Raw genomic sequence first — 21,083 nt, 5'->3', positions numbered from 1 at the left:
ACGGAAGACACGTCTATAATAAACGATCATCAAATTTATTAATAACGATACGAACGTTTCTGCAAGTTCATGTTCTCTTTTTTCATGCAACTTTTATTTCCCTAATAGAGATTTCATTTGATTAGTAATATTAATCCACATTTCACATAATAAAAAGAAAGTTACAGTTCTTCCGGGAACCCGACGGCACATACTTCAATATACCAACGACCGAATGCCATTCCACCCTCGTACTTCGCTTTAACAATAAGAATTTAGGTAAAAAGAAAGGGCTTCCGCTTTCTTTTTCGTATTTTTGCACCAAATTTTCTCGAATCATGAAGAATGAACCGATATATAACTTGCTAAACTCAATCAACAGCCCCGATGATCTGCGCCGTCTGGAAGTAGACCAACTGCCGGAAGTATGCGATGAATTAAGGCAAGACATTATTAAAGAACTCTCCTGCAATCCGGGGCACTTCGCTGCCAGCCTCGGAACAGTGGAACTGACCGTAGCCCTGCACTACGTCTACAATACACCTTATGACCGTATTGTATGGGACGTGGGACATCAGGCGTACGGCCACAAAATCCTCACAGGACGGCGTGAAGCATTCTCCACCAACCGGAAACTGGGAGGTATTCGCCCCTTCCCTTCTCCCGAAGAGAGCGAATACGATACATTTACCTGCGGACACGCTTCCAATTCGATCTCCGCAGCCCTCGGCATGGCTGTCGCCGCCGCCAAGAAGGGAGACGACCAACGTCATGTGATAGCCATCATCGGAGACGGTTCGATGAGCGGAGGACTGGCTTTTGAAGGATTGAACAATTCTTCTACCACCCCGAACAACCTGCTTATTATCCTGAATGATAACGACATGGCTATCGACCGCAGTGTCGGCGGTATGAAACAATACCTGTTCAACCTGACAACCTCGAACCGCTACAACCAACTGCGTTTCAAGGCTTCCCGCCTGTTGTTCAAGCTCGGCATCCTGAACGATGAACGTCGCAAGGCACTGATCCGCTTCGGCAACAGTCTGAAGTCAATGGCCGCCCAGCAACAGAATATATTCGAAGGAATGAACATCCGCTACTTCGGTCCTATCGATGGCCATGACATAAAGAACCTTTCAAGGGTATTGCGTGACATTAAAGACCTCAAAGGTCCCAAAATACTGCATCTCCACACGATCAAAGGAAAAGGCTTCGCCCCTGCCGAGAAACACGCCACCGAATGGCACGCTCCCGGCAAGTTCGATCCCGTCACCGGAGAGCGTTTCGTAGCCAATACGGAAGGAATGCCTCCCCTGTTCCAAGACGTTTTCGGAAATACACTGGTGGAACTGGCGGAAGCCAATCCAAGGATCGTAGGTGTGACTCCCGCCATGCCTTCCGGCTGTTCGATGAACATCCTCATGTCCAAAATGCCCAAGCGGGCTTTCGATGTGGGTATTGCCGAAGGCCACGCCGTCACCTTCTCCGGAGGAATGGCAAAAGATGGCTTGCAGCCTTTCTGCAACATCTATTCATCGTTCATGCAACGGGCTTATGACAATATTATCCATGATGTGGCTATTCAGAATCTTCCCGTAGTTCTCTGTCTCGACCGTGCCGGACTGGTAGGCGAAGACGGTCCGACACATCACGGTGCGTTCGACATGGCTTATCTGCGTCCGATACCTAATCTGACCATCGCCTCCCCTATGAATGAGCATGAGCTGCGACGACTGATGTACACGGCACAACTGCCGGATAAAGGTCCGTTCGTACTCCGCTATCCGCGTGGCCGTGGCGTATTGGTGGACTGGAAATGCCCGCTTGAAGAAATTCCTGTAGGCAAAGGACGGAAATTGAAGGACGGAAAAGATATAGCTGTCATCAGCATAGGACCTATCGGAAATAAAGCAAGGAGTGCCATCGCCCGTGCCGAGTCCGAATCGGGAAGAAGCATCGCCCACTATGATCTGAGATTCCTCAAACCGCTGGACGAAGAACTGCTGCACGAAGTGGGCCGCACATTCCGCCACATCGTCACCATAGAAGACGGAACGATTCAGGGAGGAATGGGAAGTGCCGTACTTGAATTCATGGCCGACCATGAATATACCCCGACAGTCAAACGCATCGGAATTCCGGATAAATTCGTGCAACACGGCACGGTAGCCGAGTTATATCAGCTCTGCGGAATGGATGAAGACAGCCTGACAAAAGAATTGCTGAAGCAATGTGAACTTCTGCCCGACATGAGCAAAATAAAAGAATTAACTAACTGAAGATGAAGATAATTATCGCAGGTGCCGGAAACGTAGGCACCCACCTGGCTAAATTATTGTCCCGGGAAAAACAGGACATTATCCTGATGGACGATGACGAAGAAAAACTAAGTGCCCTCAGCGCCAACTTCGATTTGTTGACTGTCACGGCTTCTCCTTCTTCCATCTCGGGACTGAAAGAGGTAGGCGTGAAAGAAGCGGACTTGTTCATCGCAGTCACCCCCGACGAAAGCCGGAATATGACTGCCTGTATGCTAGCCACCAATCTGGGTGCCAAAAAGACTGTCGCCCGCATCGACAACTACGAATATCTTCTGCCCAAAAACAAGGAATTCTTCCGGAAACTGGGTGTAGACTCATTGATCTATCCGGAAATGCTTGCTGCCAAAGAAATCGTATCTTCCATGCGTATGAGCTGGGTACGTCAATGGTGGGAATTCTGCGGAGGCGCCTTGATACTGATCGGTACCAAGATGCGCGAAAAAGCGGAAATACTGAATATTCCCCTCCATCAACTGGGTGCACCGGACATCCCTTACCACGTGGTAGCCATCAAACGCGGAACGGAAACCATCATTCCGCGCGGAGACGATGTTATCAAACTGCACGATATTGTTTATTTCACCACTACACGCAAATATATTCCTTATATCCGGAAAATAGCCGGCAAGGAGGATTATGCCGATGTACGCAACGTCATGATCATGGGCGGAAGCCGTATCGCCGTCCGTACCGCTCAGTACGTGCCGGATTATATGCAGGTAAAAATTGTAGATAACGACATCAACCGTTGCAACCGGCTGACTGAATTATTGGACGACAAAACCATGATCATCAACGGCGATGGTCGTGATATGGACCTGCTCATCGAAGAAGGTTTAAAGAATACCGAAGCATTTGTCGCCTTGACGGACAATTCGGAAACGAACATCCTCGCCTGTCTCGCCGCCAAACGTATGGGAGTGGAAAAGACGGTGGCGGAAGTAGAGAATATCGACTATATCGGCATGGCGGAAAGTCTTGATATCGGCACGGTCATCAATAAGAAAATGATTGCCGCCAGCCACATTTATCAGATGATGCTGGATGCCGATGTATCCAATGTCAAATGCCTGACGTTTGCCAACGCCGATGTGGCTGAATTTACCGTACCCGCCGGAGCAAAGATTACTAAAAATTTAATCAAGGATCTGGGATTGCCCAAAGGAACAACCATCGGAGGTATGATTCGCAATGGCGAAGGAGTGCTCGTAACCGGAGATACGCTGATTCGTCCCGGAGACCATGTCGTTGTATTCTGCCTGAGTATGATGATCAAGAAGATTGAGAAGTTCTTTAATTAAGTAATAGGTATTAGGTAATAAGTAATAAGTATTAGGTAATAGGTAATAACCGTAGCTGCTTGTACTTGACATTATATCTGATACTTGGCGCATAATACTTAATACCTATTACTTATTACTTAATACCTATTACTTAATACCTATTACTTAAAAAATGATTAATTCGAGGATGATATATCGCATCATGGGGTTTCTGTTACTGATAGAAACGGCTATGTTAATGTGTTGCGGTGGTGTTTCACTATTTTACAAGGAAGATGATTTAAACAGTTTTCTGCTTTCATCAGCTATCACGGCCTTTGTAGGTGTGATTATGCTTGCTATTGGAAGAGGGGCCGAAAAGTCACTCAACCGCCGCGATGGATATGTGATTGTCAGTGTAGCCTGGATTGCTTTCTCCTTTTTTGGAATGTTGCCCTATTATATAGGCGGGTATATTCCAAGTGTCACCGATGCCTTCTTCGAGACAATGTCCGGCTTCAGCAGTACCGGTGCCACCATCATGAATAATATAGAATCGATGCCTCACGGAATCCTTTTCTGGCGGGCAATGACTCAGTGGATCGGCGGTCTGGGAATTGTATTCTTTACGATTGCCGTTCTTCCGATTTTCGGTATGGGAGGTATTCAGGTATTTGCCGCCGAAGCCAGCGGGCCGACTCATGACAAAGTACATCCCCGTATTGGTGTTACCGCCAAATGGATCTGGGGCATCTATGCCGGTATGACGGGGACATTGATTATATTACTGGTATTCGGGGGCATGGGACTTTTCGACAGTATCTGCCATGCTTTCACCACGACCAGTACAGGTGGGTTCTCCACCAAGCAGACAAGTATCGAATATTACCACTCGCCTTACATAGACTATGTAATATCTGTTTTCATGTTCCTCTCGGGAGTCAACTTCACGCTATTATTGCTGATGTTCAATGGGAAAATAAAGAAGTTTATCCATGATGCCGAGCTGAAGTTTTATTTTATGTCTGTTGCCTTTTTCACGGTTTTCATAGCAGTCTGGCTTTATCAGACCAGTTCGATGGGAGCAGAAGAAGCATTCCGGAAATCTCTGTTCCAAGTAATCTCCTTACAGACTTCAACCGGTTTTGCCACTGCCGACTATATGCTCTGGCCTTCCATTCTCTGGGGCTGTCTTCTTATCGTAATGATAATGGGTGCTTGCGCAGGCAGTACGACAGGTGGTATCAAATGTATCCGCATGGTTATCCTCTTCAAAGTTGCCAAAAATGAATTTAAACATATTCTGCATCCCAATGCAGTATTGCCCGTACGGGTGAATAAACAGGTGATCTCCCCCTCTATCCAGTCTACCGTACTGGCATTTACATTTTTGTATGCAATCATCGCCATTATCAGCATTCTTGTCATGATGGGCTTCGGAGTGGGATTTCTCGAATCTATCGGAACGGTCATATCAAGTATAGGAAACATGGGACCGGGACTCGGCACGTGTGGCCCTGCCTTCTCGTGGAGTGAATTGCCTGATACAGCCAAATGGTTGCTCTCCTTTTTGATGCTTCTCGGACGTCTGGAGTTGTTTACGGTATTGCTGCTGTTCAGTTCCGATTTCTGGAAAAGAAATTAAATCAAATATCATACATAAAAAAGGTGCCGACTATTAGCCGGCACCACCATACACCAATTCAAACCTTTCTTATCTAAAGAAATATTATATTTTTCTCAGAACAATCTTTCTTACTACTGGCTTGTTGATTTCGTAGATCTTGGAAATCAGAACATCCATCTCTTGTTCACGTGCGTCGCGAATTTCTTTAAACATCATCTTTGAATAAAGATCCCGACGTCCTTTCAACCACATGTTCTTCTCTACATTTTCATCCATCACTTCAATAGCCTTTCTGTCATTAGCAAACAATAAGCCTTTTTGTTGAAAGAAACCAAACTGGCACCACGCATATTCTCTAAATGTTCTTTCAAGTTCCCAACGATACTCATTGAGGTGCATGATAGTTAATGCCTGCTGGTATTGTGGAGTTTTAGATTCTGCAGCTAAATTTATACCCTTTGCCAAATCAGCAGCATCCCAGGTTCCTATTTCCTGATCGTCAATCAACAGTTTATATTGCCCCTTCAAACCGGTAACTTTCAGCAATTCAGTATTCATCTCTTCCATAAAAGGAACTTCTTTTATAACTTCTGCCTGACTCTTCTTAGAACCCCAGCCTCGTGCAATAGTATCCAAAGGATATGGTAACGCCTCTGCCAGATAATCAAAACTAATATCTTTACCTATTTTCTTAATATTTGAGATGGTACAACCTTCTGCCTTCACTGCTTGCTTCTTATTTGCATTGATTTCCATGTTGGCCACATCTTTACCAGCAAAACCTTGTGCTTTCAAGAAAAGATAAGCCATCACCATATGACCGTCATTGTCCGGATGGATACGATCGTTACCACAAAGAGTAAAACTAGGATCTTTTTGTTGAAGTTCCTGATTTATAGCTACCATAGGCGCATTCCAATCTGTAAATTCCCAACCATTTCTTGCAGCAGATTCTCTTTGATATTCTATAATTCTCTTAATAGTCTCATTTTTTTTCTTAAAGACCGTATTATCCTTTATTTGCGCAGTTTCATCATAAGGAGAGGTTCCCGTCATTACGATACGAGTATGTGGCAATTCCTTGAAACGTTTTTCCATCTGCTGGAAGTTCTTGATGCTTTCCTGATACTTCTGTTCACCAAATTCTTTCGCATTATCACCATTATATTCATAATAACCGGAATCATTCATACCGAAAGTCACCATCAATACAGTAGGATTTTTGCTAAAAATGTCACCATCCAAACGTTTATTCATATCATACGCTGTATCACCACCAATACCTCCATTGAATACACGAATAGGCATATTCGGGAAGCGGGTCATGTAATACAACCAGATAAATGAATGGTAACGACCACCATCCGTAATACTATTTCCTAAAAACACAGCTCTATCACCTTCCTTAAAAGGTTTCACGGTCTGAGCAAACGCAGTAGTATATGCCATGCAAACTGCTGCAACTAATACTAAAAACTTTTTCATGTTATCAATCTATATTTTACAAATACTGTTAATCTACTATGAGGGATAATTTAATAGTATAAACTAAAAATTTTATCACCATCTACTTTCTTTTTATTTTAAATTCTTCATTTTAAAATAAGAAAACTCTGCCGGTACATCCTTATCTCCATAATGTAGTAATCCCGGACGCTGCACTCTATCCCAACGAATCAAGGATTTACCCTTGAAAGGGGTATTCTGCACAGATTGCCATGTTTTTCCATCCAGACTTTTATAAAAGTGGAATATACACCCCTGTTCAACTTCCAATTTCAAATATATCTCTTTACTTGCAAAAGCTGAATCATAAAGTACTGACTCAATATCGTCTTTCACCACTTTCAAAATAAGTTTATCTCCTTCAATTCCCCAAGCAATCAGGTTTTTATCATCGCCATACAAGGTCAATCCTTTCAGTCCTTTGCCTGTGTTTATTACTTTCGTCTCACAGCTATACTGTGGAGATTGAGGACGTAAACATAATGCTGTACCATATTTATTGTTATTCTTTGGAGTACCGGATAAAAATAACTTTCCTTTCTTTAGCACAGCGTGTATATCTGAATAAGGATAATTCCACGTCCAATCAACTTTCAATTGATTCCCCTTAAAATTATCTTCAAAATCCGAAAGAGGCTCTTGCTTTGTACCGACAAAAGGTATAGGCTGTTCAGCTATAGCCAAATTCCCAGTCTTGAAACGCACCCAATGATCATCCGTCATTTCCATTTCTTGCAAAATCGGTTGACGCCCGATAAAGAAACCATCTCCCTTCAAATAAGCGTGACACATATAAAACATACGACCATCAGATGTTCTCACCACAGTACCATGACCACATGATTTATAATCTCCTTCTCCGCCATGAAGAATGGGGTTTCCAGAATATTTTTCATAAGGTCCACCATAATTCCTTGCACGTGCTACATACACATCATAGTCACTAGAAGGACCACAACATCCATGGGCAGCGTATACTATATAATAGTAGTCGCCTTCTTTAAAATGGTACTGTCCTTCCATACCAATTCCCTTTTCATCTACTAAAAGAGTAAAAGGTTCACCATCCAAATGCAAACCATCAGCGGACAGTTTACATCCTAACAATTCTATCGGACGCGTATCCAAACCATAAGCTTTCCAACTGATATACAACTGCCCGTTATCATCATAAATAAATGCATCGATAGCTTCCTTTCCATACTCTACAATCGGACCATGATCGGTAAATTCATGTAAAGGAGAATCAGACGTAGCTACTCCGATATATGATATCCCGGTACTTTTTTGGCGGGCAGTATAATAACAGTAAACTTTATTATTATGATAAAACAATTCTGGTGCCCAAAATGAATTAGAAGTCCAGGACGGTTGCTTGGTAAAAACATGCCCTACCTGTTTCCAGTTTACCAGATCCTTCGAGGTAAACATTGGATAAAAAGGCGCCCATTCCGAAGAGGTACCCGTAGCATAATATGTATCTTCAATCCGAATGACAGAAGGATCGGGTACATCTCCCCGAATAACAGGATTTGTGAAGTAGTTTTGTTCTTGTGCCACCATTTGCAATGCAAAACAAATACCAAACAAAAAGAGTCCTATCTTTTTCATTGCATTTTATTTCTTAAAAGGATCATACACAGCAACTGCTACACGTGAATCTGCACAACCATAATATAAGTACCATTTCTGATTATGGAATACTAAACCTTCTATAAATACTGTTCCCGCGGGATATTGTCCGCTCTTCTCAAAATCTGATTCCGGAATATAGAATGGTTTATCCAATCGGTCAATCAATTTAGTCGGATCTTTAGCATCGAATAATGCTTGCCCGGCACAATAAGAATTAGCAGTATACAATGTATCACCCTCTGCACCTGACTTATTCTTACCATTATAAAGTAATAAAATACCTTTATCAGTCATAATTGCAGGTGGACCACACTCGGTCAGGTCACTATCAAATTTACCTTCACGAGGAGTAATTACTTTTAGAAAGTCTCCTTTTTCATCAAGCATCGGTTCCCAATTAATCAAATCCGTGGAAGTAGCTACGTTCACAAACTTTTCTCCCCAATACATCCAATATTTTCCATCAATTTTAGCAATCACTTGTTTGCCATCTACCAATTTTGTGACAATAGAAGCAGATTTGGAAAATTCATCAAAAAAACGTCCGCCATATGCTTTTGCAAAAGCCGGACCATATTTTTCCCATATCTGAAGATCACGAGAAGTAGCTACGGCAAGACGGGCCTGCTTACGATTCCATTGTGTATAAAGCATTACATAAAGGCCATCATCTGTCACAGCAACTCGCGGATCTTCACATCCCCCTGGCCATTCCAATTCTTTCTGGTTATCATCTGCCGGATAAAATACAGGAACAGTCATCCGGTTAAAATGCAAACCATCATCAGAATAAGCATACCCTAAGCGAGAAGTGCGTGAACCAATTCCTACCGCCGAATTATCTTCTGCCCGGTAAAGCACAACCACTTTACCATCATAAATTGTAGCAGCCGGATTAAAAGTATCACTAGATTCCCATGCTACCGAATCCTGCCTCATTGGGCAATAAAAAACAGTAGTGGTATCAGGAGAGACAATTGGGTTAATACCTTCCGGACGTTGAAAATCCGCCCATGCCCAATCGGGGAATTCGGATGTTTGCTTCTTCTCTCCACAGGAAGTAAGCACTGCTGCAACCATCAGTAAATAAGCTATATGTTGAAATTTTCTTTTCATGATTGTTCTTTATAATAATTCATTAATTAAGGAAAAGATGGTGGAACGACCTTTGCTCCCCACTTCATGTCCGGTTTACCCGAAGTACTGTATTCGATAGTAGCTCCGCTATTGAGCTGGTCCCAGTCTATCCATGTACTTTCATATGATTTTCCGTTTAGTTTCATGGATTTGATATAGATGTCCTTTTCTGAACCTCCCTTTATCACAATATCACCTTTTTTCAAATGCACCTTGACAGATGAAAAGATTGGAGTATTTACCGTAAATCCCCCCACACCCGGAATTTCCGGATAAAGCCCGATACAGGCAAACACATACCAAGCACCCATTGTACCCAGATCGTCATTTCCTGGGAGACCATCTATCTTACTTGAATATTGCTCATTCAACACACGATTAATGATTTCTTGTGTTTTGTATGGACGACCAATCCAATTATATATCCAAGGTATGTGGAAACTCGGCTCATTACCGGAAGCAAACCATGCATCGTTATATCCGGCATCCAGGCGTGTAAAGAATTCATCCAACCGTTTCTCGGCTTTTTCCTTACCACCTATTATTTCTACCAGACCGGCAATATCATAAGGCACCATCCAAAAATAATTCTTATAAGTAGATTCACGGAAGTCTTCACCAAGAGATTTCCACGATCCGTCCGGATTACGTGATTGTAGCCAACCTGTGTCCGGATTATACAAGTTCTTCCATGAACGGGCAAAATGGAAATAACGCCAACTGGCAAATTCATCTCCCACCGCATGCAATGCAAACTGTCCGATAGCAAAATCTGCTGAGGTATACTCCAATTGGATAGATGCATTATAATAGCCCTTATCCAAATATTGCTTCAATCCCGGGCGAGTTTCCACACCTTGCGACTTAGAACCCGGTTCCTCCGCTCCTTTTCTCATAATCTTAAAGATAGGTTTCGGATCATAATTACGAGCTCCGAAAGCATAGGCATTAGCAATCAAAATAGGAGTCGGATCTCCCTGCATTACCCCTGTTTCAATATTAGCCATCACCCAACGAGGAAAAGAGCCACCGGACTGTTCTGCAAACAATTGATGGGAAATAACAATATCGGAAGCTACCTCCGGATCAAGCATGGATAATAATTGAATTTGTGTACGATACGTATCCCAATTACTAAAAGAAGTATAGTGTTTAGAACGTGACTTATGCACTCTGAAATCCGCTCCCATATATTCCCCATTCACATCGCTACAAACATTCGGGTGAATGAAAGAACGATATAAATGTGTATAGAATTGGATCGTACGATCGGGATTGGTACCCTCCACTTCAATCATACCCAAATAATGATTCCATTTTGCCTCCGCTTGATTCTGTATCTTTTGGAAATCCCATCCTGCATTTTCGGCTTTCAAATTTTCACGTGCATTCTCTACTGAAACATAAGAAACTCCAATCTTATATTGAATATTCTTCTTTTTGTTTACATCAAAAGTAAAATATACACCAGAATATTCGCCTTCTGCAAAAGTTGTATTTGGCATCAATTCTTCTCTCTTCCATGTGCCGGTTTCTAAAGCATCGGTATCAAACTCTGCTACAAAATAGACTTTATACGGAGTGCGGAGTCCACAGAAATTTCCTCCTTCTGCATAACCTTCACACTTATTCGGAGCAGTAATAACAATTGCAGCTTGTTCAATAGGAGTTGCAGAAATACCTCCACCAATGATTATTGTACCATACTGTTGATCTGCCGGATATTCATAACTAGCCATACCCGTTCGCTCGGTCACTGTCAGTTTTGCCTTGATATCCTCTTGCACCATAGCCTCATAATAACCGGCATGTCCTTTTTCTTCAGATACACTTATACGATAGTTGAGGATGTTATCAGGTGACATTTTCAGTTTTCCTTTCACAGGGAAAGTGGGGAAATTTCCCATATGTTCACAACCACCACCGCTCAACTGATTGATAACGAATCCCGACCTTTTGGAAAAATAAGATGGAGTAAATTGTACCATCCCATAAGGATAAGTTGCTCCCGGATAAAGATATCCGGAAGTCAGTCCGGTACCTTTTGTTCCAATCAACGTATTGACTTGATGGACATAGTCACCAGCCACAGCTTGTGTTGCAACCATTCCTTCTAAAACAAGAGAGAATAATAAAATAAATAAGAATTTATGTTTCATTCCGGATGTTCTTTTAGTAGAGTCTGTTTCGAATAAGAAACAGGAATACCACTAATAGTACCCTGTTTCGTTATTCGGATAAAATCGATCGTATTATTGAACTTTATTCTTTGATTCTTTATTCTTTAGACAAAGAGAAAGGTGCAGCATACTTCGAAGTACATCTTTCTTTATTAGGCTGGCTTCCCATTTCAAATTTCAAGACTCCTCCTTCTGCTATATCATCATAATGGATATAGTTTTTATCTAAAAGTCTGCCATTCAAAGTAGCTGATTGTATATACAAATTTTCTTTGCTATTTTCCGGTGCTTCAATCACAAACTTATTGCCATTTTCCATAGTTATGGTAGCCTTCTTAAATAATGGGCTGCCAATCACATATTCATCTGTACCCGGGCAAACAGCATATATACCCAATGAGCTCAGAATATACCATGAAGACATACCGCCTTGGTCTTCATCACCCGGATAACCTTTTTCTGTTGAATTATATAATCTCTCAACAATCTGACGTACCCAATATTGAGTTTTCCACGGCTGACCTGCATAGCAATACAAATAAGGCATGTGTTGAATCGGTTGATTTCCGTGTGCATATTGTCCCATATTAGCCAACTCCATTTCTTTCATTTCATGAATAACTCCACCATAAGTGCCCGGTTTAATTATGTTAGGAATAGTAAATACAGAATCTATTTTAGTAGTAAACTTTTCATCACTTCCAAACAAGTCAATCAAGCCTTGTACATCATGGAACACTGACCATGTATAATGCCATGCATTTCCTTCACAGAAAGGCCCCCCCCATTCCAGTGGATCGAATGGTTCCTGCCATTTACCATCAACACCCTTTCCACGCATAAATCCGATAGACTTATCAAAGACATTTTTATAGTTGTACATCTGACGGGCAAATACTTCTTGGTAATGTTTATTTCCAACCATTTTAGCAAGTTGATATCCGCAGAAATCATCATATGCATATTCCATAGTTTGTGCACTAGAACCCATTGATTCAGGATAAGGAACATATCCTAACTGGAAATATTCTTTCCAGAATCCACGTCCGTTAGCACCCCCCCAAGGACCTTTATTCATTGCTTCATGCGCATAAGCCTTCAGTGCTTTTTCAGGATCAAAATCACGAATTCCTTTTGCCCATGCATCTGCCAGCAATGAAATAGAATGATTACCTAACATTCCTCCTGTTTCACCCGGGGAAGACCATGAAGGCAACCAGCCGCATTGCTCCTGGGCTGCCAGAAGAGCATTCATATAACGTCCCTGCATTGTTGGATGCAAAATGTTTGTTAAAGGGAATTGTGAACGGAATGTATCCCAAAATCCATTATCAGTATACATGTAACCATCATAAATCTTACCATTATATGGGCTATAATAATACGGTTCACCATTTTCTTTGCGTTCGTAGAATTTGCGAGAGAATAAGTTAGCACGGAAAAGACAAGAGTAGAAAGTCTTCATCTGTTCGTCCGTACATCCTTCAACTACAATTCTATTCAGCACTTCATTCCAAGTCTTCTGACCGCGTGCTTTCGTTACTTCCAGATTCTTATCCTTACCAAGTTCTTTATTTAAAGTTATCAGAGCCTGCTCTGCACTTATATATGAGGAAGCTGCTTTAGCCTGAACTTTCGAGCCTTTTTTAAATTTAATAAATGCACCATATCCTTTACCTGCTCCATCTAATTTCTGTGGAAACACTTCATCCTTTTGATTTTCCCATACACCGTAATCTTCGAAAGGTTTATCAAATTGAACAACAAAATAGTTACGGAATGATTTTGAATCGTTCACAAAACGTTGGTTATTGACCCAACCGGAGATTTGTCTTTTAGCCGGATCAATTTTGATTTCACTCATATCCGTATATCCATCTAGTACCAGATAGGCATCTCCTGTAGTAGGATAGGAAAAACGTAAATGTACACCACGAGTAGTTGGAGCCATTTCAGTAGTGATGTCATTATCGAATGTTACTTTATAATAATGAGGTTTAGCTATCTCATTATCGTGGCTAAACTTGGTAGCACGGGCATCTTGATTTACAACCAACTCACCTACCATTGGCATGAAAGAATATACAGCATAATCACTCACCCAAGGACTACATTGATGTGATTGGCTAAAAGAACGAATCTTATCAACAGCATACATATACTTAAATCCATCCCCATTTTTACCTGTTTGCGCAGACCACATATGCATACCATAAGGCATACCTGTAGTAGGATAAGTATTACCGTAGCTCAAGCCAAAATTAGAATCGGTACCTTGTAGCGTATTCACATACTGTACCAGATCTTTTAGCTGAGCATTCATCACAGTCGGATACAAAAAGAAGATAATTAAATAAACTAGTTTCTTCATGGTTTATTATTGAATATATTAATTAAATAAAGACTTACTATTTATTGACATAAGTAATACCTTTCCAATCATCAGTACGGAAAGGAGACATTGGCAGATCCGCACCGTTATACATATTGCATATCGGATAATCAGCCCATGCATAACGTACTGCAACTGGGAGGGTAACTTCAGGTGAGGAAACAACAACCGTATTTCCTTCGATCACAGCATCTGCCCAATGAAATTTATGGTCTACACCAGCAATGGTAAATCCTTTCGGCATCTCGCCATTCGCCGTCTTCAGACCACCATCAATATGATCAAAGAAGATACGAATTTTATTTCCTTCAATCTTATAAGATTTATATATTGGACCGGAATAAGGAATCTTCTCGCCATAAGTCTGCGCCCGGGCCGCTAATGCCAAGCGTCTACCCACTTCTTGCTTGTTCTTCGGATGAATATCAAACTCCTCACCTATATCAATAGCCACAGCCATACCTGTATTTTGCAAATGTAAAGTCCGAGTTTGAGCTTCTCTCAATTCCGCCCAAGTAGATTCAACAGGAGCTGTTTGTTTCGCTGTAAAACTAGCTAACTGCACCATATAGAAAGGGAAATCATATCCCCAGCGATTTCTCCAATCAGTAATCATCAACGGCATTAAATCACGATACTGAAAAGCCTCTCCCGCATTTGATTCTCCCTGATACCAGATGGCTCCTTTGATAGCATAGGGAATCAGTGGATAAAGCATAGCATTAAATAAGAAAGTAGGAGAATTCGGATTCCATGACATATCAATAGGCATTGGCGCAACCTCTCTCATATCTAAAGAAACCTGATATTTCCAATTACCAGCCAACTGGATAGCTTCTGTATTGGAAAGATGAAGTGAAATACTTTCAGGACTTCCATTGATACCACCCGTACCACCAGTATCCATTACACGTACAGCAATCACCGCTTTTCCCTTCTTCACAAGTTCTTTCGGAATCTTATAGCTTCTAGGTGCCATCCATCCTTCTGTATGTCCTATCTGTATACCATTGAAATAAGTAAAATCATTATCATCAATAACACCTAAATTCAAGATCAAATCTTTTCCTGCCCAACCAGCCGGAATATCAATTGTTTTCCTAAACCAAACAAGTCCACTAAATCCTGGTAAATCTTGTTCTTGCATCAAACCTGGAACTTTCATAGATTTCCATGCCGCATCGTTAAAATCAGGAGCTGCCCATATAGCCTCCCCATTAACACACCCCTTGTCAATTCTTTCAACTTCAGCTTTCCAAGTCTCACCATCTTCTTCAAACTTTTTCTTGCGTCCTTCCTGAGATGCAGGCAAACCGACCAATGCTTCGAGTCTTTTCTTCATACTCGGTATAGTGGATAGTGCCTCGTTACTGGTCCATGTTTCTATAATTGTTCCTCCCCAAGATGTATCAATCAATCCTATTGGCACATTACGGTATTTATTCAAATCACGTCCAAAGAAGTAACCTGCTGCAGAAAAGTCCGCTACACTCTTTGATGTGCACACTTGCCAACCATTCTCTTTTGCTGTAATATTCTCAACAGGTGTAGGACTCATCGCATTTTCTACCAGTAAGAAACGAATATTAGGATAATTATTTGCCTCTTCTTTCTCCTGTTCATAGTTCTTCACCTTGCCCCAACCTTCTACCTGCATTTCCATGTTGGATTGTCCGGAACATATCCAGACTTCACCAATCATTACATTAGAAAGCTTCACCTTTTTACCATCAGAAATTGTAATATTATAAGGGCCACCCGCTACTGGGGTAGCAACTTTCGTACTCCACTTCCCTTGTGCATCAGCCTGAATAGTATATTTTTTCTGATCCCATGAGGTCGTAATTTCTACTTTCTTATTAGGCTTAGACTCGCCCCATATAGGGGCTTGCGTTTGTTGCTGTAACACCATATTATCCGAAAATATCGGAAGCAATTTCACTTGTGCAGAGAGTGTAGCACTCCCTAATAGAAAGAATAGAGAGATTACAAAATTCTTATTCATATTAACTACTTTTTTATAGTATACAATTTTTCAATTTACTTTATGACGAACAAATATACAATAACCACTAAACTAACTTCTTAAAAAAGTAAAAGAGAATAATGTTTTTATAGCAAACATTATTCTCTTTTTATCTAAACCCTACTTATTTACTAGAAGCCCAACTGAACTCCAAAGTTTATAACACGCTGATTCATATAAGCATCACCAGCTGTATTGGTCTTAATTTCAGGGTCTTGCTGATATTTATCATAACCGGTAAAAGTCAGTAAGTTATAAGCATTTACATAAAAACGGACATTGTCTAAGAACTTAGGTAATGCTGTCTTGGGAAGTTGATAGCCCAAGTCAACAGTCTTCAAACGAATATACCATGCATTAATCAGCCAAAAATCCGAATTATAAGCAGAAGCACTATTTATTGTACCATCTTGCATTGTCAAACGTGGGAACTCAATACTTTCTCCATTCTCATAACGTTCCTGTGTCCAACGCTTTTGGTGAAGTGGCTGGAACTGACTCTTACCAGACTCAATCCCTGTTCCATTGATAGCAAAACTATAATCAAACGATCCTTGGAATAAAACACTGATACTAAATCCTTTCCAACTTCCTCCAATCGTCCATCCTAATGTTGTAGTAGGCAAGTTCGGTTTGCCAATAGCACGTTTATCAAAATCATTGATAGTACCATCACCATTCAAATCTGCATACTTTAAGTCGCCTGCCTGCACAGCAATATCAGGTTTAGCCGGAGCGTCCGCAGCACCAGAATTAATCTTTTCAATATCTTCCGGTGTATAATAGCCAATCCAATGATAACCAAAAGGCTGCCCAATCTGTCTACCCGTTTCTCTCAACCATTCATATTTCTGTTGAGCCTCAGCTTTATAATCGACTCGATTTTTAGCATAACCAAATACAAAATTGGTATTAAAGTTGAAGTTACCAAAACGGTCTTGATAACCAATCTGTCCATCAAAACCTTTATTGGTAGTTTCTGCTACATTTTCAGGAGACAAGCCAATACCTAATATATCCGGAATATCATTTCTGGTAACTAGCTGATCATAACGTTTATCTATAAACCAGTCGAAAGTCAAGGAGAATTTATCAAACAAATTCATATCTACACCAACATTAAACTTTCTCGCTTTCTCCCACGTTACATTTAAATTTCCTAAATCACCTTCTTTGATACCACTGACACCAAAGTTGTTACCTTCACCAAAAGTATAAGAATCACCTGTTTTATATACTTGCCGATACAGATAACGATCGCCGCTTGCTACATCTGACCCTACAAGACCATAAGAAGTTCTAAACTTCAATAACTGCACATTCCTTCCCAACCAGTCTACATTCTTGAAAAAGTCTTCTTGAGAGATAGCATAACCTATAGCCAATGCTGGAAAGAATCCGAAATTGTTATCTTTACCAAAACGATCGGTCCCATTATATGCCATGTTCAAATCTACCAAATATTTATTTTTATATTTATAACCTAGCTGCATCGTATAACCTTCGAAATTATTGGGAACAGCTGCATCCTTTTCATTTGTTGTACTCTGACGATTGTACAAAAACATAACATTTACATCATGTGCATTATTGAAAACATGAGCATATTTCAAAGATGCTTTGATATTCAAATCTTTGATAGCTTTATCTGTACTGTTATATACAAAATACTGCTCATAATCATAGACTCCATTCGGATTGATATTATACAAACCTGTTGTAGAATCGTAATGATAAGTCGGATATCGTGTACGCATCACTGCACGATAATTTTCATCACTACTGGAATATGCCAATTGAAAATCAGCTGCAAGCCCTGGCGTTAAGAAGTCCATCTTCCATGTTGCACCATACAAAATATTATTATCATTACGTCTAGTACGTTTATATCCTTCATTTGCCAACCGTGCGTTCAATGTCGGTTTTCTATCTTGCGTATCATATAAATAAGCAAATGAACCATCCGGATTCAAAAGTGGAGCCGAATAAGGGTGCATCTTAGAGAAATCATAAAGCTCACCTGTTACATTCATATTGTACGGTTCATTGATATCCATGAAGCGTGAAGAAACGTCCAAACGCATATTGAAGTTATCAGTCACATCAAAATCAAGATTAGTGCGATAATTGAAACGACGATAAGAATAATTAGGATTCACACCATCACCAGAACTACCCCCAAAGTCTTTTACCAAGCCATTCTGAGTAAAATATCCCGCAGAAACAAAATATCTCAATTTCTTAGAACCACCTGAGACATCAACATTTATGTTCTCCTGAAATGCCATTTTCTTAAAAATCTCATCATACCAATTGACATCAGGATGCCCATAAGGATCAGTATGATCTCTGAAAGCGATCATATCGTCTTCAGTATACGGGAAATCAGACAAAGTACCATCATTCGTATGTGCTTCCTTTACTAATTGTAAAGATTCGTAAGCGTTCAGAAATTTAGGCGTACGAACTGGGGTTTGCATACCAGTTTCCAAACGTACATTAATTTTCGGTTTACCTTGCTCCCCACGACGAGTCTTTACTACTAATACACCATTAGCACCTTTGATACCATAGATGGCCGTAGTAGAAGCATCCTTCAATATTGATATACTTTCAATTTCGTTGACATTAATTTGAGACAACTGTTCATAAGTATACTGCATGTCATCCACCATAATCAACGGTTTATTACCATCATTATTCAAAGAACTGACACCGCGGATAAAGAAGTCGGAAGCATCTTTACCAGGTTGCCCAGACTGTTGCTGACTAAAAAAACCCGGCAGCTTTCCTGTCAAAGCATTCTGTACACTACTAGTTGGAACATTACGAATCTCACGTGCCTGTATTCCACTAACTGCACCTGTCAACGTTATACGCTTAGCCTTACCATAACCAACGACAACGACTTCATCCAAATTTGTTTGATCAAGAGCCAATTCTACATTCAGCATTTGCTGACTATTTACTTTAATGCTTTGTTTCTTAAAACCGATATAAGAAAACTCCAATACAGCACCTTTGTTTACATTTAATTGGAAATTACCATCAATATCGGTAATTGTACCCACTGTTGTACCTTGTATTTTTACATTTACCCCCGGCAACAACTCACCGTCGGCTGAAGAGACAATCCCCTTCAAAACGAACGACTGACCGAACACCGAGATAAAAAGGCTTATACATACTAATATTAATAATAGTCTTTTCATAATATTACCACTTCGGATTTTGAATCATGTTATCATTCTTAACTACCTCATTATATGGGATCGGATATAAATAGCGTTTCACATCAAACGTCGTACTTAGGACATCCACTTCATTGAAACTCGTAGTATTTCCTTTTACCCTAATCTCCAAACCTTCCAAAGGATTCTTAAATATCTCTTCAGCAATTCTCCATCTGCGAATATCCCAATATCGTTGTTCTTCAAATGCCATTTCAATACGCCGTTCGTTTTGAATCACTTCACGCATCTCTGCCTGTGTCATATTTTTCTTAAGCCCATAAGGAGATTCATCATTACCAGCTTCAATACCAGCACGTGCCCGTAATGCAATGATAGCATCGTACACATCCTGAGAAGGAGAAGAAAGATACTCATTCATTGCCTCTGCATAATTCAACAACATCTCTGCATAACGAAACATAACCCAAAGATGTATTTTATTCCCATATTGAGACTCTTCACCGAATTTACCCATAAATTTACACATATAATAACCCGTCTTAGAATATTCAGCAGAGTTAGATGGATTATTAACTCCTCCGATTGAAATATCAAGCGTATTATTCAACCAAGATGACCCATGATGCAGTATTGTATAATCCAAACGCGGATCACGGTTTTCATATGGATTACTCTGATTAAGAGTATATTTACTACCTTGTCCAGCAAACATGCCGTCCTTCATAGGGAAAGCGTCTACCAAATTTTGAGTTGGAAGCGTACGTCCTTTACCTAAATTGTCACCAGAAAATCCTAAAGGCCCATTATTGCTTTCTATAGACTTATCTTCCCCCCCCGGACGATAAAAAATGACTTCAGGATTATTAGTTTTATTATAAAAACCTAAAAAGACGTCACGAAAATCCCGATTATCGCCATCAGATATAGACTGTGTTAAACCATATGCCCCATTACCATTCGGACCGTACTCATCAATAAATGTCTTGGCAGCTTTAGCCGCATCATTCCAACGCTCTCTATCATAAGAAGCATAGCCTATCAATTCATTACCAATCTCAATAGGACGTTCATTAAATAAAGGACTCGCTGCATATAATAGTACTCGAGACTTTAAAGCTAGACAAGCCTCACGAGTAGGAGTATGTGCATATTGTTCAAAATCAGGCATTGGATTGGTACGCAAATCATCTTTAATATCATCTAATTCATCACAAATATACTGTACACATTGCTCAAAAGTATTTCTTGGGATCTCCATATCATCACCCAATATATGTACATCATCCCCCATCAAAGGAACACCACCATAGCGTTTCACTAATTCGAAATAGAAATAAGCTCTCAAGAAACGCGCTTCTGCTTTCATTGTAACATTCAATGGTTTTGTTTCTCCCTTTGCGTTCTTATAAGTCAGCATAAAAGGGACAACATCAATATGATTAATCAGAATGTTTGCCTTACGGATTCCTGAATAATACTCTTTCCATCGCATATCCGATTCAACACGTGTACTCGCAGTATACCGTCCCATTGCCAACTTATAAACATCCGGGTCAGAAACATTTATAGATATAGCATCATCAGATGCAGCATCTAAATAATCACTTCCTACACGATTGTGCCCGTTTTGCAACGTGGCATAAATATTATTCATAAACTTTACCGCATTCGTACCAAGAGAATCGGTTTTTGAAAATACAAAATCAATTGATACCAGTTCAACTGGCTCTGGTTCATACCCATCGGTACAGGATACAGCTGTAAACAACAATCCAACTCCGATTAGCGTCAAATATTTATTTCGTATCATAGATATCATAG

Annotated in this window: 11 protein-coding genes; 3 read left to right on the top strand and 8 right to left on the bottom strand. The window is 40.5% G+C overall.

Annotated features, from left to right (window positions below):
* Positions 1-317 precede the first annotated feature (317 nt).
* The 3 genes from dxs (at position 318) to DW640_RS12870 (ending at position 5,210) form a co-directional block, all read left to right on the top strand.
* Positions 318-2,261 carry a 1-deoxy-D-xylulose-5-phosphate synthase gene (gene dxs / locus DW640_RS12880; RefSeq protein ID WP_008764325.1) on the top strand — a complete coding sequence of 648 codons (1,944 nt, stop codon included), beginning with the start codon at positions 318-320 and terminating at the stop codon, positions 2,259-2,261.
* 2 nt (positions 2,262-2,263) lie between these two features.
* Positions 2,264-3,604 carry a Trk system potassium transporter TrkA gene (gene trkA, locus DW640_RS12875; RefSeq protein ID WP_008764324.1) on the top strand — a complete coding sequence of 447 codons (1,341 nt, stop codon included), beginning with the start codon at positions 2,264-2,266 and terminating at the stop codon, positions 3,602-3,604.
* 154 nt (positions 3,605-3,758) lie between these two features.
* Positions 3,759-5,210: a TrkH family potassium uptake protein gene (locus DW640_RS12870; protein WP_081030118.1), complete on the top strand. Its 1,452-nt coding sequence runs from the start codon at positions 3,759-3,761 to the stop codon at positions 5,208-5,210.
* 84 nt (positions 5,211-5,294) lie between these two features.
* On the opposite strand, the gene DW640_RS12865 is transcribed toward DW640_RS12870, so the two are convergent.
* From DW640_RS12865 to DW640_RS12830, 8 genes are all read right to left on the bottom strand, one after another.
* A complete protein-coding gene (locus DW640_RS12865) occupies positions 5,295-6,677 on the bottom strand; it encodes an SGNH/GDSL hydrolase family protein (protein WP_008760980.1) in 1,383 nt (460 codons plus the stop codon).
* A gap of 93 nt (positions 6,678-6,770) precedes the next feature.
* Complete coding sequence (locus DW640_RS12860; protein WP_016269520.1) at positions 6,771-8,309, bottom strand: family 43 glycosylhydrolase; 1,539 nt, start codon at positions 8,307-8,309, stop codon at positions 6,771-6,773.
* Positions 8,310-8,315: 6 nt separating this feature from the next.
* A complete protein-coding gene (locus DW640_RS12855) occupies positions 8,316-9,449 on the bottom strand; it encodes a glycoside hydrolase family 130 protein (protein ID WP_048695105.1) in 1,134 nt (377 codons plus the stop codon).
* Between the two features lie 26 nt (positions 9,450-9,475).
* Complete coding sequence (locus DW640_RS12850) at positions 9,476-11,629, bottom strand: GH92 family glycosyl hydrolase (protein WP_117578332.1); 2,154 nt, start codon at positions 11,627-11,629, stop codon at positions 9,476-9,478.
* Positions 11,630-11,747: 118 nt separating this feature from the next.
* Positions 11,748-14,021 (bottom strand): GH92 family glycosyl hydrolase, encoded by a 2,274-nt coding sequence (locus tag DW640_RS12845; protein ID WP_117578330.1) that lies wholly within the window; start codon positions 14,019-14,021, stop codon positions 11,748-11,750.
* 37 nt (positions 14,022-14,058) lie between these two features.
* Positions 14,059-16,047 (bottom strand): sialate O-acetylesterase, encoded by a 1,989-nt coding sequence (locus DW640_RS12840; RefSeq protein WP_117578328.1) that lies wholly within the window; start codon positions 16,045-16,047, stop codon positions 14,059-14,061.
* Between the two features lie 152 nt (positions 16,048-16,199).
* Positions 16,200-19,280 (bottom strand): TonB-dependent receptor, encoded by a 3,081-nt coding sequence (locus tag DW640_RS12835; RefSeq protein WP_117578326.1) that lies wholly within the window; start codon positions 19,278-19,280, stop codon positions 16,200-16,202.
* Positions 19,281-19,284: 4 nt separating this feature from the next.
* Complete coding sequence (locus DW640_RS12830; protein WP_117578324.1) at positions 19,285-21,081, bottom strand: RagB/SusD family nutrient uptake outer membrane protein; 1,797 nt, start codon at positions 21,079-21,081, stop codon at positions 19,285-19,287.
* Positions 21,082-21,083: the final 2 nt, after the last annotated feature.

The organism is Bacteroides sp. AM23-12 (assembly GCF_003434395.1).
In the GTDB taxonomy this organism is placed as follows: domain Bacteria; phylum Bacteroidota; class Bacteroidia; order Bacteroidales; family Bacteroidaceae; genus Bacteroides; species Bacteroides thetaiotaomicron.
Note: the sequence above shows the minus strand (reverse complement) of the source record. Positions and strands in the feature narration are given on the sequence as shown.